Origin of the sequence: Variovorax paradoxus (assembly GCF_030815855.1) — a bacterium.
Lineage (GTDB): Bacteria > Pseudomonadota > Gammaproteobacteria > Burkholderiales > Burkholderiaceae_C > Variovorax > Variovorax paradoxus_M.
On the sequence record NZ_JAUSXG010000001.1, the window covers coordinates 4593518 to 4607341 of the forward strand.

The following is a 13824-nucleotide window of genomic DNA, read 5'->3' on the forward strand; positions in this document are numbered from 1 at the left end:
GACATGCCTTCATTGGTTGTTTCGCCAATGTCCCACCATGCGAGGCGCTTGTCTGTCGTTGCAATGACAAAGTTCGCCCTCATGGGCGGACTCAACCGGCCGCTCCTACGCTACCGCGTCGATTCGTCTACGGATGCCACGTAGAAACCACTGCCGGCGTCTGCGCCGTAGGGCGGCCGGCGAGTGCGTACGAAAGCTCGTTGGCGGCTTTCATGATCGTCTTGGCATGACCGAGGAGCTTGGCCTTGGGCAGACGATCCGCCGGACCGGAAATGCACACGGAGCCGAGCAGGGCCCAGCGCAAGCCGAACACCGGCGCCGACACCGTTGCCACGTTCTTCTCGCGCTCGCCGATGGAGAAGTGAAAGCCCTTCTTGCGGATGTCCTCGTAGAGCTTTCCGGGTTCGCCCGAGAACGCAAGGATCACCCGCCCGGGCGACCCGAGTTCCAGGGGAAGCATTGCGCCCATGCGCGCGTGATGGCGAATGGGTTGCGGCCCTTCCACACGCGCAAGGCACGTGCGCGAATGGCCTTCGCGCACATAGAACGCCGCGCTCTCTCCCGTGGCCTGCGATAGCGCGAGCAGCATCGGCTCCACCACGTTGTTGGCGTCGAAGCTGGCCTGGTAGCGCGCGCCGAGCCAGCCGGCCGCGGGGCCGAGCCGCCATTCGCCGTCGTCGCGCTGCACCACATAACCCGCCAGCGCCAGCGTGCGAAGCAACCGCAGGATGGTGGTCTTGTGCATGCCGCTGCGCCGTGTCAGTTCGGCCAGCGAAAGCCGCTCGTCCTGCATTCCGAAGGTATCGAGCAGCTGCAGGGCGCGGGTCACCGCCGTAACGCCACCGGCGGTCTCGAGGTCGGCTTCGCGCGGTGCCTCGACGATCTCGGCCGACCGCTTGGGCTTCACTGTTTTGACGCTTTTTGCGATGGGCATTTTCGTTTCACGGACTGGCCCGTGTTGCGTCTGATGGACCACCATTGTATGGAGCGGAACGCAAAACTAAAGTCGCTGCATGCCCTGGAGCAAGGCTGCCAGGCACTCATCGAACGATTCGGAGACACCCATGCGTACCTCGAGCGACAGCTCCATTTCCCGCCGCGCCGCGCTCGGCGCCGCCCTCCTGTTCACGTGCGGGCTGGCACTGGCGCAGACCTATCCCTCGCGCCCCATCCGCCTCGTGGTGCCGTTTCCTCCGGGCGGCGGCACGGACATCATTGCCCGCGAGGTGGCCAACAAGGTTGCGACCTCCGAAGGCTGGACCATCGTCATCGACAACAAGCCGGGCTCCGGCGGGAACATCGGCGTCGATGCTGCGGTGAAGGCCAACCCGGACGGCTACACCTTGGTGCTGGGCCAGACCAGCAACCTGGCCATCAACCCGTCGCTCTATGCGAAGCTTCCGTACGATCCGGTCAAAGACCTCGCCCCGGTCGGCTTGGTCGCCTCCGCGCCGCTGGTGGTGGTGGTATCCGCCACGTCGCCCTACAAGAAACTCTCCGACGTGGTCGCCGCGGCCAAGGCCAAGCCGACCGCACTCAACTACGCGAGCTCGGGCAACGGCACCGTGGCCCACCTCGCCACCGAGCAGTTCCAGAAAGCCGCGGGCGTGCAGTTCACACACGTTCCCTACAAGGGCGCCTCGCAAGGCCTCACGGACCTTGTCGGCGGGCAGATCCAGATGTACATCTCGTCGGTGCCGACACTGATCGCACAGATCAAGAGCGGCCAGTTGCGCGCGCTGGCAGTGACCTCGCTGCAACGCAACCGCGACTTGCCCGACGTGCCCACCATGGCCGAGTCGGGCTACAAGGACTTCGAGGCCGTGACGTGGTTCGGCGTTGCCGGTCCCGCCGCCATGCCGAAAGACGCCGTCGTGAAATTGAATGCGGCGCTCAACAAGGCCTTGGCGTCGGCTGACGTGCAGAAGAAGCTCGCCGCGCAAGGCGCGGAAGTGATGACCGGCCCGCCGGAGAAGTTCGCATCGCTGATCCGCACCGATGGCGTGCGCTGGGGCGCAATCGTGAAGTCGTCCGGCGTCAAGATGGACTGACCCGGCATGGTCGCGCCCCACTGAACCCATTCCCCTCATCTCCGTTCCTGGAAGCAACCCCATGTCTTCGACCCTTTCCGGCCCCCTTCCCGACATCATTCGCGACTTCGAGCGCGTGCCCGCGAACATCGTGGCGCAGGCCGCCGAGTTTCAGCCAGCCATCCTCGCTGACGTGGCCGGCCGGCGCGGCGCGCTGGACGGGCGCATCAAGGCCCTGCGCCCCCGCATGAAGCTGGCCGGCACCGCCATCACGGTGGAAGTGCGCCCTGGCGACAACCTGATGATTCACGCGGCCATCGCCATGGCGAAGCGCGGCGACGTGCTCGTGATCGACGGCAAGGGCGACCAGGGCTCCGCCCTCATGGGCACCATCATGATGACGGCCTGCAAGAAGCTCGGCATCGCCGGTGTGGTGATGGACGGGGCATGCCGCGACAGCCTCGAGATCGACGAGATGGACTTTCCCGTCTTCAGCGTTGGCACCAACCCGAACGGGCCGACGAAGAACATCGGCGGCCGCATCGGGCACCCGGTGTCCGTCGGCGGCGTGACAGTGCGCTCCGGCGACTTCGTGATCGGCGACGGCGACGGCGTGGTTGTGGTCGAGCGCGAGAAGATCGAATCTGTGCTGCCGCTGGCCGCCAGGAAGGTCCGTGACGAGGCCGCGCGCATCGCCGCGATCAAGGAAGGCGACACCACTGCCAAATGGCTGAACACGGCGCTGCGCACGGCCGGGGTGCTGAAGGAAGGCGAGACGCTGTGACTGCCATCCCCGGGAATTCCATCCTCGTCACCGGTGCCGACCTGGCGCCGCAGGCACTCGCGATGCTCGAAGGCCATGACATCGTCTACGCCGGCAAGACGCCGACCGAGGACAACCTGGTCGCCCTGTGCCTCGCGCACGACCCTGTGGCCATCATCGTGCGCTATGGCAAGGTGGGCGCCGCCGTGATGGACGCGGCACCGTCGCTGAAGGTGATCTCCAAGCACGGCAGCGGCACCGACACCATCGACAAGGCGGCGGCGCAGGCGCGTGGCATCGAGGTCGTAGCGGCCGTGGGCGCGAATGCGGCCGCAGTGGCCGAGCAGGCGCTCGCCTTGCTGCTGGCTTGCGCCAAGTCGGTCGTGGCGCTCGATGCGCGCATGCACGCCGGCCATTGGGACAAGGCGACGCACAAGAGTCTTGAACTGGGGGGGCGCACCATCGGCGTCGTCGGGCTCGGCGCCATCGGCCTGCGCTTTGCGCGCATGGCCGACGCGCTGGGCATGCGTGTGCTTGGCCACGACCCTTACGCCAAGAACCTTCCGGACTGTGTGCAGCCCGCCGACCTGGCAACCCTCTGGGCCGAGTCCGACGCCGTGTCGCTGCACTGTCCGCTCACCGACGACAACCGCGGGCTGCTCAATGCCCGCACCCTGGCGCAATGCAAGCGCGGTGTGATCGTCATCAACACGGCGCGCGGCGGGCTGATCGACGAAGCGGCGCTGCTGGCCGCGGTGCGTTCGGGCCAAGTCGCCATGGCCGGACTGGACAGCTTCGCGGTCGAGCCGATGACGCCAGGCCATCCGTTCCAGGGCGAGAAAAACATCGTGCTCAGTCCGCACATCGGCGGCGTGACCAGCGATGCTTACGTGAACATGGGCGTCGCTGCGGCAAGGAACCTGCTGGAAGTGCTCTCGCGCCGGACGGCGACGATCTGAGGCATGGCGGCCGGCGGACGATGATGCACGGATTCGATCATCCGGCGCGAGCGTTCAAACAGGCGGGCAGCGGAAGCAAGTGCAATGACAAAAGCCCTAAGCAGTTGATTTACTTAGGGCTTTTGGACTTAAGCGGAGAACCGCAAAAGTAAATTTGGTGGCCTGGGGCTCTACCGCAAGACGCCTTGGAAGGCGCGCCAGTCCTAGAATTCTGTCCGGGTGTGAACTTGAGTTCCTGCATCAGTTACTGCACCCAAAAATCAATCATGCCACGCAATCTAATCGGTTCCGACACCGCCCTTCGATCCATCAAGCCCGGCGATCCGCGCAGGCGCATTTCCGACGGCGACGGCCTCTACATCCTGCTCTTTGTGAACGGCGGCGCCCACGATGGCGCTTCGACTACAGCATCGCCGGCAAGCGCAAAACGCTCTCGCTCGGCACCTACCCCACCATCGGCATCGCCCTTGCTCGCGAGCGCGCCGAGGACGCGCGCCGGAAGGTCGCCCAAGGCATCGATCCCAGCGAGGCCAGAAAGGCCGTCCGCGCGGCGCATGTCCAAGCCCGTGAAGCGGCCGCGCGCGCCGAGGCCGGCCTGCCTGTGCTCGACAGCTTCGAGCACGTCGCCCGCGAGTGGTACGAGGTGCGCCGCGCTGACTGGGCCGAGAGCTACGGCGTCAAGATCATCGGCCGGCTGGAGAACGACGTGTTCCCCTACATCGGCAAGCGCCCCATCGCGCAGATCGACCCGCCCGAGCTGCTGACGGTCATCCGCCGCATCGAGTCTCGCGGCGTGGTCGAGACCGCCCACCGCGCGCTGGAGAACTGTGGCCAGGTCTTCCGCTTCGCCGTCGCCACCGGCCGCGCGACGAGCAATCCGGCCCGCGACCTGAAGGATGCCTTGCGCAAACCGCTCGTGCAGCACTTCCCGGCCATCACCGACCCCAAGCGCCTGGGCGAGCTGCTGCGCGCGTGCGATGGCTACAAGGGCACGCATGTCGTGCGCACCGCGCTGAAGCTGGCGCCCATGGTCTTGCTGCGTCCGGGCGAGCTGCGGCATGCGAAGTGGGAAGAGATCGACCTCGATGCTGCGCTGTGGACCGTTCCCGCGGCGCGCATGAAGCGCAAGAAGGTCGGCAAGCTGCATGGCGCACCGCACCTGGTGCCACTGGCGAAGCAAGCGGTCGAGGCTTTGCGCGACCTGCACCCGCTCACGGGCCGAAGCGCCTACGTGTTCACCGGCGAGCGCAGCCACGAACGCCCGATGAGCGACGCGGCGATCAATGCCGCATTGCGCGCAATGGGATTCGGCAAAGACGAAGTGACCGCCCACGGGTTCCGCGCGACCGCACGCACCATCCTCGCGGAGCGCCTGGGCGTCGACGAATCGGTGATCGAGGCGCAGCTCGCGCATGCTGTGAAAGACAGCCTCGGCCGCGCCTACAACCGCACAGAGTTTCGCGTGGAACGTTTCTCGATGATGCAGAAGTGGGCCGATTACCTCGATGAATTGCGCCATGGCGCCGACGTGGTGACGCTGCGCGCAGCTTGACGGGAACGGCCGAGAGCGCTTAAAGTTCTCTCGCCTCGTGAGGAGCGAGGTCGGGTTTGGAAGCCCGCTGCAATCCTGCGACGAAAGCCGCAGTCACCGCACATGGTCTGCGGCTTTTTCGTTCGCGTCCCAGTTTTGGCGGCTCGAATGGGAGGGCGCGAGCCCTGCCGGTTTCCGCAAGGATTGCCCGGTCTTCCAACCCGTTCGAGCTGCCGCCCTCTTTTGGAAGAGAGGACGGCGGTTGTAGCAAACCGCAATCCTTGGAGGCCCATGGCCGATTCTTCTAACGCTGGCGCCGATGCCGGCTGCTCGTTCGCGAGCTATCGCCCCACCGCTCAATTCAAGCCCTTCGAATGGGTTCGAGGGGAAGGGCTGAGCCCTCCGCAGCAGCGGCTCGCCGAATTTCTCAACGATGCGCGCGACGTGGTGCAAGGCACGCACATGCTCGCCCAACTGCTGTCCTGGGACGAAGACCGACGCGAAGCCGCCTGTTCCGACGCCAGCCCTGCACCCTTCTTCAACGCCTGCCACCGCGGTGCGCTGGAACGGCTCATGACTGTTTCGCTGGGACTGCTCAGCGCTCAGATCGAGCGCCAATGCGATGCGCTGGACGGGGTCCGCCGCCCTGAATGCCCGAGACCTCAGGAAAACGGAGCCTGACCGCCATGGCCGATATGCATTGGTTCCGATGGCACCACGGGCTGGTGACCGATCCGAAGTTGGGCTTGATTGCCAAGAAGGCGGGCAGCTCGATGGCCGAGGTCATCGCGGTATGGGCCTGCCTGCTCGAGGCGGCCAGCGCTTGCGAGGATCGTGGTCATCCGGGGGCGCTTGACTTCGAGGCCCTCGACTTCGCCCTCGGGGTGCAGGAAGGCACCACGCAGCGCATCCACGGGCTCATGCGGGACCGGGCCCTGATCGACAGCGACACAGGGCGCCTTGCCGCTTGGGAAAAGCGGCAGCCCAAACGCGAACGCGATGACGACACCGGCGCCGAACGAAAACGCCGCCAGCGTGAACGCGAAGCGGCAGGCGTGACGGTGGCTGCCCCGCCAAGTCACACCGAATCCATCAGTGTCACGCCATGTCACGCCACGTCCCGCCAAGTCACGCCCAGAGGAGAGGAGAGGAGAAGAGATAAGAGAACACCCCCCTACCCCCCGCAAGCGGGGGAAGTGGGGGGCAACCAATCGAAAACTTCCACGAAAGCGGGAACCGTCTGCAAGGCGATCAGGGCCAAGGGGGTGACCGATGTGAGCCCGTCGCATCCGAAGCTGCGCGCGCTGATCGACAAAGGCATCGGCGTGGAGACCTTCGAGCAGGCCGCCGAGATTTGCACCAGGGCGCACCCCGCCAAGGGCATGGGATACCTGCTTGGCATTGTGGAGCGCCAGTTGCGGGAGGCGGTGGACATCGGCGAGCGACCGGGGATGCCGCAGGCCGCCTGGGACCAAAGCCGGGCCAGCATCGAGGCGAAAGCCGAGGAGCTTGGCCTCGGGCGGTGGCGGGAGTTCGACCTTGGCGCCGATCGCGAGCACTGGCCGGCGTATTTCCGGCGCGTCAAGGATGCGGTCGAACGCGAAGCGAGAGGGCCTGAAGGCCGTTGCGCGGCCGATCTGGAGATGGTGTCCACGTGACATCGCGTGCCTTACGGATGTCAGCTTTGTCGCGCGATCCTCGCTCCATGTTCAATTCCGAATCTGTCCGTATGGAAGCCCCACCCGTCCTCAAAGCAGCGCCAGGCGATCGCTTCCTCCGCATCCAGGAGGTCGAGCGCCGCGTGTGTCTGAAGAAGAGCGCGATCTATGCGCGCATGTCCGCCGGCGCGTTCCCGCGCAGCATCTCCTTGGGCCGGCGATGCACCGTGTGGCTGAAGTCGTCCATCGACGCCTGGATCGTCGAGCAGGTCGACTCGGCGAACGGCGCGAGTGTGCGGTCCCCCAAGCTCCACGAGACGCGAGCATCGGAGGTCTGACGCGTCATGGCGGATATGCATTGGTTCAGATGGCATCACGGAACCGTGACCGACCCGAAGCTCGGGTTGATCGCCAAGAAGGCCGGCGTGTCCATGGCGGAGGTGATCGCCATCTGGGCCTATCTGCTCGAGGCGGCGAGCAAGGCCGAGGACCGACAAGGGTGTCGACGTGGAGGTCTTCGAACAGGCTGCGGAGGTGTGCGCCAAGGCGAGTCCACCGAAGGGGATGGCATACCTGCTCAACATCGTGACGCGCCTGGTGCGGGAGGCGGAGGAGATCGGCGAGAGCCCGGGTCTGCCTGCCGCCGCGTGGGATCAGACACGCAGCGGCATCGACGCGAAGGCGCATGCCCTCGGCCTCAGTGCATGGGACGAAGCGGCCTTCTCGGTGGGGCAAGGCGAGAACTACGTCGCGTTCACCGCACGGGTCAGGCGTGCCGCCGAGAAAGCTGGCGAGACCGTATGCGCGTGAGGGCGGGCTTCAATGCCGGTGGCCTCGCAACGGCACGGGTCCTTCCGCAGAGGTGGTCGTTACGGGTAATTCGAACCGCGATCTCGGACTGTTCACTGATGCCACTAGGGGGGTTAAGTGAAGGTCGATAGCACGGTAACTAGACCAAATCCGCTAGAACGAAAACTGGATACTTATGGCGGGCATCATTGCTTGGTTGGCCTGGGTGTGTACTTAAATGACGTGATTGCCACCGAAAATTGACCGGCTAACGCACTCGGGTCAGAGATCGGTGGAAACCAACAGAATCAAGCCATCAAGGCGTGTTGACCTCATCTCGTTCTCGCAGCGTCACGAACTACGATCTTCCTGCTCAAGAAGGTTTCGATACTTCGCTTCCAAGTCGGGAGGGCAGAATCCGATCGGAAGGTCGATCAATATGTGGGCATCCAAGCCGCTATCTTCTTCTCGACAGTTTTCCGCATCCTCGATCAGCTCTCGAAGAGAACTTTCAAACAGTGCAGGATCGTTGGTTTGACGCGCAACTGCTGCTTGGCAGGTGAGCGAGTAGCGAATTAACGTGCCGGTGTGACGCGAGATTTCCAAGCCCTTGGCTACCGCTTGTTTCGCTTCATCGGCACGATCTCTTTTCATGCCCAACGAGTGGGCCAACCCGAGCCACATAACTGCAGCTTCTGGGTGATTGGCCACTCGCTCTCGTTGAACAAGTAAATGTTCGTCGTACAAATCTGCTCGCAAATATTCACCGGAAAGCTCCCCTAGCAAACTATCGCGATCTAGCGGGTCTTTTTCGGCCTCAATAAGCCCTCTCAAAAAGGGAATACTGCCGGGCACTAGCCTGCCATCCACATCCGTGAACGGCTCACGTTGAGCTCGAATTTGGGCTCGCAATTCTTTCGTGACTGTCATCGGTTTTTTCCTCCTTGCCATCCATTTCCATTGAACGCTCCGGGATCAGGTTCACCACGGTAGCATGCATCACGCCTGCGCTCAGCATTCCGAAGACAAGCGTTCCAGGCCGACGAAAACCCTGAACCACGAAGTCCTGACGCGAATTTGTCGTGGCAGTCATCGAGGTCGTTCTCGTATTCCTTGTCACACACCGCCTTGTCCTCTTCGTCTACCTTGCTTGTACACCAGTCTATGAATCGATTGAGTCCACGCGTCAATCGACGCGCCAGTTCGCGTTGCGCGTCTCCAGTCGGATTGGGAATCGAGTATGGCCCGCTTGGGCGACCCCACTCCTCTGCCTGCAAACCCAGTGGATCGATGTATCCCAGCGGATTTCCACCAACATACCCGAACCGGTTCCACCCACCCTCGAGCCCGATCGGATCCGGCTGGCTATATCGCCCGGTCCTCGCGTCGTAGCTCCTGAAGTAGTTGTAGAACAGCCCGCTCTCCTCATCCGCATACTGCCCCGGATACCTCAGGTTGAACTTCACCTCGGAGATGCTGGTGGTGCCCGGGTTGGGTGTGGTGTCCAGGTTCGCGAACCGGTTCTTCGCAATGGTCGGCTTGTCCTCCCCGAACGCGCTGTAGCTCCACTGCCAGGCGGGTTGGCCGTCCGCATTGCTGAGCTTGCGCGGCGTGTTCAGATGGTCGCTGTGCACCGCATAGGTCGCGCCATTGATCACCGCCGCGATCGGCATCGGCCCGTTGGCCGTCGGCAGGTAGATGTAGCTGGCCTGGCCCGCACTGTTGGCCCCGCCGCTTCCAGCCTCGAAGATCAAGCTGCCGTTCTCGTCGTAGACATAGGCGTACCCCAGCTGCTCGGCCTGGTTGGCTGTCGGGTTCCACAGCTTCGTGAAGAACGCGATCAGGCTCTGCATGAAGCCCGGGTCCGCCTCATCGCCCTGGCCGGGCGGGTACAGCGGCTCGGTCTTGAACACGCGCTGACCCAGCGCGTTGTGCGCGTAGCGCGTGGTCGGGCTCACGTCGGTGGCGCCGGTGGTGGCCGCCGCCAGGCGCCCCTCGGCGTCGTAGGTGTAGCTGCGAAGCCCATCGCTCACGAGGTCGCCGTTGGCGTTGTAGCCGTAGGTGACGCTGGTGCTGCTGGCACCGTTGATGCTCTGGGTGAAGCCGGTGAGCTGGTTGCTGGTGGCGCCCACGGCGTACGTGCGGCTGGTGCTCTGGGTGCCGAGCACCCGCGTGCTGCTCGATCGGTTGCCGTTGGCGTCGTAGCCGAAGCCGGCGGTGCTGCCGGTGGCGTTGAAGCCGGTGATGCGGCCCACGGTGTTGTAGCCCACGGTCCAGGTGATGTCGCTCGCGCCGATGGTGCTGTGGCTGGGATCGGTGTCGGCGGGCCGGTAGAGGTTCTGCGTCAGGCTGGTGATACGCCCGGCCGCGTCGTAGACGTAGCTGCTGAACTCGGTGGCGGTCATCCGCCCGGCGGGGTCGTAGCTGCGGCTGGCGGCCAAGCTCGGGCTCGCGAAGGCCCAGGTCCAGGCGGTGGGCTGGCCGAGCGGGTTCCAGGCGATGCCGGTGACCAGCGGGGTGCCGTTCAGGCTCAGGCCCGTGAGGCGGCCGGTGGCGTCATAGCTGTGCGTGAGCAGGCCGCCATTGTTGGGGTAGCCGATGCTCGCCAAGGTGCCGTTCGCGTTGTAGCTGTAGCTGACCTGCTGCACGCTGCCGTTGGCGAGGGTCTGCTTCTTCAGGGTGACGCGGCCTAAGCCGTCTCGCGTGTACTCGGTGGTGCCGCTGCGGTCAACGATCTCCGAGAGGTAGCCCCTGCTGTTCGCGCTCAGGTCGTAGCGCAGGGTGGTGGTCTTGCCGTCGGCGAAGACCAGGCCGGTGGGACGGCCCAGGGCATCCCGGGTGATGGTGGTGGCCTGGCCGAGGGCGTCGGTGATCTGGCTGGGCAGGCCCAGGGCGTCGTACTGGGTGCTGGCGCCGCCGGTGTCGGCGCTGCTCTCCGCCGTCGGGTTGCCTTGGGCGTCGCGCGCGTAGGTGGTGGCCACGCCCTTGAAGTCCTTGGCTTCGGTGACGGCATCGAGGGCGTTGTACTTGAAGGACGCGGTCCTTCCTTCGGCATTGGTGAGATCCTTCAGACGACGCAATCTGTCTAAGCCGTACTGCGTGTATTGGTTCAACGCATTTTTTGCTCGACTCAAATCACCGTTGCCGTCGTACTCAAAAGATTCAGTCTGGTTCGTGCCCTCGGTCTTGCTCGACAGTCGGTTGATGCTATTGATCGCGCGAACCACGCTCCAGGCGACATTGCCGGCGCTGTCCTTGATCTGCTCGGCGGTGCGGTTGCCCATGCCGTCCAGGGTGTAGATACCGGAATCGCCGCGGTTGTTGCTCCAGCCGCTGAGGCGGTGGGCGGCGTCGTAGCTGTAGGTGAAGACCAGGCCGGTGGGCAGGGACACCGTCTCGACCGTACCGTAGGGCTTGTAGGTCAACGCGGTGGTCTGGCCGGCGACGGTCTGGGTCAGCAGGCGGTCGCGGGCATCGTAGGTGTAGGTAGTGGCCAGGCCGTTGGGGGCCGCCGCGTTCACGACGCGGTTGGCGTTGTCGTAGGTGTAGCCGGTGACGTGGCCCAGGGCGTTGGTCGAGGTCAGAACATTGCCGCGAGGGTCGTAGGTATAGCTGGTGGCGGCGCCGTTGGGCTCGGTGGCGATGGCCACGAGTTGCTGGGCGTTGTAGGTCCATTGCCAGAGCTGGGCCTGGTTGGTCACCGTGTCGGTGACGGTCTTCGTCAGGACATTGCCGAGAGCGTCGTAGGTGTACGCGGTGGTGCGGCCGGACTCGGTCACGAGGGCAGGCAGCGAGAAGGTCGGGTGCCACTGGGTGGTGACGGTCTGGGCTTCGGCGGTGCCGGAGGCGCGTGTGACGGAGGTGGGCAGGCGCCGGGTGACGTCCCAGGTCGTGGTGGTGACCACTCCTTTGAAGTCGGTCTGTGAAGTCACGAGGCCGTTGGCATCTTGCGTCCGGCTTTGAGCATCAGCAGCGCCGGTGGCCGAAGGCAATGAACCATTGCTCACGACCGGGTTGCGTTCCCGGATGGTGTACCAATAAGTTCGGCCGGTGCCAAGCGGATCCGTTACGGTCGAACCAGGGTTGCCGTTCGCCGGATAAGCGACTTGATAGCGCTCGACACCACCGGCCAGCTCGCTACCTACCGAGCGACCTTTCGCATCGTATGCGAACGTTCCCCAGCGAGCACCGGTTTCGCTGTTGATGCCCGTCAGCGCTTGCGGGAACGCCGCGTTCTCGTAGAGGAAGGTACGCGCTGTGTTGTCAGGATACGCCACAGAAGACAGGCGGCCCAGCGCGTCGTAGGCATAGCTGACGACCCGAGCGTTTGGAGTCGTGATTGAAGCCAGCTGACCCGCCGAGTTGTAAGCGAGACTGATGCTACGACCAAAGCTGTTGGCGACCGTGGCAAGCCGACCGGCGCCATCATAGGCATAGGCTGTAATCCAACCGTTGCGGGCCACATGGCCTACGAGCTTGCCTTCTGCGCTGAAGCCCAAAGTGACATCGTCATTCGCGCTGCGGTACACCCACGCGCCCGAGGCAATCTGCGCCAGGGCATCTGCGCTGCCGGTCGCTGCCCAGTTGGATGAGCCCGTGGGTTTGCTGAACAGCTGAACGTGGCCCTCCGGCGACACGATAGCTACGTCGGTTGGATTTTCACTCGGGGTCGCCACCAACCGAAAGGCGTGACTATGCGTCCAGCTTTGACCCAGGCCAGCATTGGTGCGGTTTGGGTCGAAACCCCAGTTACTGCGGTAGATGCGCGAAAAGCTGAGCGGCGATGGTCCGGAATCAGTCCAGTCGTTCTCGTTGCGATACTTTTCCGCAGTGACCAGATCGATGGGATTGGACGTGGTCAGACCATCTTCTCTGGAGCACTTCGGGTACGCCCCAAGCGCTGCTTCCGTTTTCGCACTCTGTTCACAAGTCGAGCAGGGTTTGGGGTTAATGCCTGGGAATAGATCCCAGCGTTCAATTGCAACTGCTCCGTTCCTGATGATGATGAGGGTGTACCAGTTGTAGTAGCCCACATAGAAGCCCGACGAGAGCGTACAAGTCGCCGAATCCCAATTTTGATTCGGCGCATTTGCGGTCCCAAAGCAAGCTGCCTCTGCCTCAGCCTGAGTCGGGTAGCTCCAAGTGGCATCCGGGTGGGCTGCGAACGATGAGCTGAGCGCGCCTGCAAGTAGCAGCAGCACGCAAGCGAACACAAGCCCCTTGAAGCTCTTCAGCTTCAGCAATCCAATTTGTGGCACGAAACTCCTCCCGCCCGTTTTCTGGTGTAAGTCAGGTAAGGGCTCTTGATCCCGTTTTGATCCAAGGCCTGCACATTCTTGAACAGCCGCCCGCTCCTCCGGGCCATGCGCACCTACCCTCAATGCGCTCTGTACAACTTGTTTCAGACTAGCCGAAAGGCTACAGACGAACAACGACAAATCGAGCGCGTGGGGAACACCTTCGACGGGATGAAAATAAAAGTACGCAATCCGCGGAGATCGCTGTTGCCAGGGGACGACTTTTGAACGGCGCGCATCACCCGAGGCAGGTATCTCGACTCAGCTGTGCAGCGATTGCCGACATCTGCAGAGCACGTACGAATGGGTACTATCGGCCAAGACCAGACATTCCGCAACGTCGTCCAGTTCATCCTCGAATCCATGAGCAACAGCCTCAACAGCCTCCGTGACGACCTGATTGCTTCGCTGCATTCCGACCAAACCGCCGCGTCAAGAATCAGCGGCCGGCTCGGGGACCATGCATTTGTTCGCGACTTGGCCGAGGTCTGTGAGCCGTTCGACGACTATTCGAACGACCCTCGCATGGAGGCCGCGTACTACCTTTCCCTCGCCCCCATCGGCTCACTCCTGCCGGTCGCGAGCATCTTTGAGGGACTGCTTCGCCTGCCTCTCGATGGGGAGACGATGAACAGCAACATCTCCTACCATCTAATTCTCTGCCTTGGGCGCCTCGTTGCAGAGGGAGGCTTCTCCCCAAGCGATGGCGTTGCACATCTGGTCGAGGGCGCCTAAACCGCCAGCGGCAAAACGCGGCCAGGCGCAGTCCTTCGCGGCTGCGGCAGAATCGGCCAGAG

General features: G+C 63.8%; 11 protein-coding genes and 1 pseudogene. 9 read left to right on the forward strand and 3 right to left on the reverse strand.

Features of this window, described 5'->3' with window-relative positions; all coding sequences use genetic code 11:
* Positions 1-127 precede the first annotated feature (127 nt).
* Complete coding sequence (locus QFZ42_RS21980; protein ID WP_307703003.1) at positions 128-934, reverse strand: IclR family transcriptional regulator; 807 nt, start codon at positions 932-934, stop codon at positions 128-130.
* A gap of 130 nt (positions 935-1064) precedes the next feature.
* Between QFZ42_RS21980 and QFZ42_RS21985 the strand changes: the two genes are divergently transcribed.
* From QFZ42_RS21985 to QFZ42_RS22020, 8 genes and pseudogenes are all read left to right on the forward strand, one after another.
* Positions 1065-2051 (forward strand): Bug family tripartite tricarboxylate transporter substrate binding protein, encoded by a 987-nt coding sequence (locus QFZ42_RS21985; protein WP_307703004.1) that lies wholly within the window; start codon positions 1065-1067, stop codon positions 2049-2051.
* Positions 2052-2112: 61 nt separating this feature from the next.
* Entirely contained in the window at positions 2113-2814 is a 702-nt protein-coding gene (locus QFZ42_RS21990; protein WP_307703005.1) for an RraA family protein, read from the forward strand.
* Positions 2811-3752, forward strand: coding sequence for an NAD(P)-dependent oxidoreductase (locus QFZ42_RS21995; protein ID WP_373423361.1), 942 nt, complete (start codon positions 2811-2813; stop codon positions 3750-3752). Before QFZ42_RS21990 ends, QFZ42_RS21995 begins: the two co-directional genes overlap by 4 nt.
* 266 nt (positions 3753-4018) lie before the next feature.
* Positions 4019-5304: pseudogene (locus QFZ42_RS22000) on the forward strand (tyrosine-type recombinase/integrase).
* A 270-nt stretch (positions 5305-5574) separates the two neighbouring features.
* Positions 5575-5964: a hypothetical protein gene (locus QFZ42_RS22005; protein ID WP_307703006.1), complete on the forward strand. Its 390-nt coding sequence runs from the start codon at positions 5575-5577 to the stop codon at positions 5962-5964.
* Positions 5965-5969: 5 nt separating this feature from the next.
* Positions 5970-6941, forward strand: a complete 972-nt coding sequence (locus tag QFZ42_RS22010) for a hypothetical protein (protein WP_307703007.1) — start codon at positions 5970-5972, stop codon at positions 6939-6941.
* 71 nt (positions 6942-7012) lie between these two features.
* A complete protein-coding gene (locus tag QFZ42_RS22015) occupies positions 7013-7279 on the forward strand; it encodes a helix-turn-helix transcriptional regulator (RefSeq protein ID WP_307703008.1) in 267 nt (88 codons plus the stop codon).
* Positions 7280-7448: 169 nt separating this feature from the next.
* Positions 7449-7751, forward strand: coding sequence for a hypothetical protein (locus QFZ42_RS22020; RefSeq protein WP_307703009.1), 303 nt, complete (start codon positions 7449-7451; stop codon positions 7749-7751).
* 330 nt (positions 7752-8081) lie between these two features.
* Here QFZ42_RS22020 and QFZ42_RS22025 read toward each other — a convergent pair whose 3' ends face one another.
* Positions 8082-8660: a hypothetical protein gene (locus tag QFZ42_RS22025; RefSeq protein ID WP_307703010.1), complete on the reverse strand. Its 579-nt coding sequence runs from the start codon at positions 8658-8660 to the stop codon at positions 8082-8084.
* Positions 8657-12973 (reverse strand): RHS repeat-associated core domain-containing protein, encoded by a 4317-nt coding sequence (locus QFZ42_RS22030; protein ID WP_307703011.1) that lies wholly within the window; start codon positions 12971-12973, stop codon positions 8657-8659. Before QFZ42_RS22030 ends, QFZ42_RS22025 begins: the two co-directional genes overlap by 4 nt.
* Positions 12974-13330: 357 nt before the next feature.
* Between QFZ42_RS22030 and QFZ42_RS22035 the strand changes: the two genes are divergently transcribed.
* Complete coding sequence (locus QFZ42_RS22035; protein ID WP_307703012.1) at positions 13331-13762, forward strand: hypothetical protein; 432 nt, start codon at positions 13331-13333, stop codon at positions 13760-13762.
* Positions 13763-13824: the final 62 nt, after the last annotated feature.

Excerpts from the sequence above, each read along its gene's own strand:
- QFZ42_RS21980 (WP_307703003.1), bottom strand. The coding sequence starts at position 934 with ATGCCCATCGCAAAAAGCGTCAAAACAGTGAAGCCCAAGCGGTCGGCC.
- QFZ42_RS21985 (WP_307703004.1), top strand. The coding sequence starts at position 1,065 with ATGCGTACCTCGAGCGACAGCTCCATTTCCCGCCGCGCCGCGCTCGGC.
- QFZ42_RS21990 (WP_307703005.1), top strand. The coding sequence starts at position 2,113 with ATGTCTTCGACCCTTTCCGGCCCCCTTCCCGACATCATTCGCGACTTC.
- QFZ42_RS22005 (WP_307703006.1), top strand. The coding sequence starts at position 5,575 with ATGGCCGATTCTTCTAACGCTGGCGCCGATGCCGGCTGCTCGTTCGCG.
- QFZ42_RS22010 (WP_307703007.1), top strand. The coding sequence starts at position 5,970 with ATGGCCGATATGCATTGGTTCCGATGGCACCACGGGCTGGTGACCGAT.
- QFZ42_RS22015 (WP_307703008.1), top strand. The coding sequence starts at position 7,013 with ATGGAAGCCCCACCCGTCCTCAAAGCAGCGCCAGGCGATCGCTTCCTC.
- QFZ42_RS22025 (WP_307703010.1), bottom strand. The coding sequence starts at position 8,660 with ATGACAGTCACGAAAGAATTGCGAGCCCAAATTCGAGCTCAACGTGAG.
- QFZ42_RS22035 (WP_307703012.1), top strand. The coding sequence starts at position 13,331 with ATGGGTACTATCGGCCAAGACCAGACATTCCGCAACGTCGTCCAGTTC.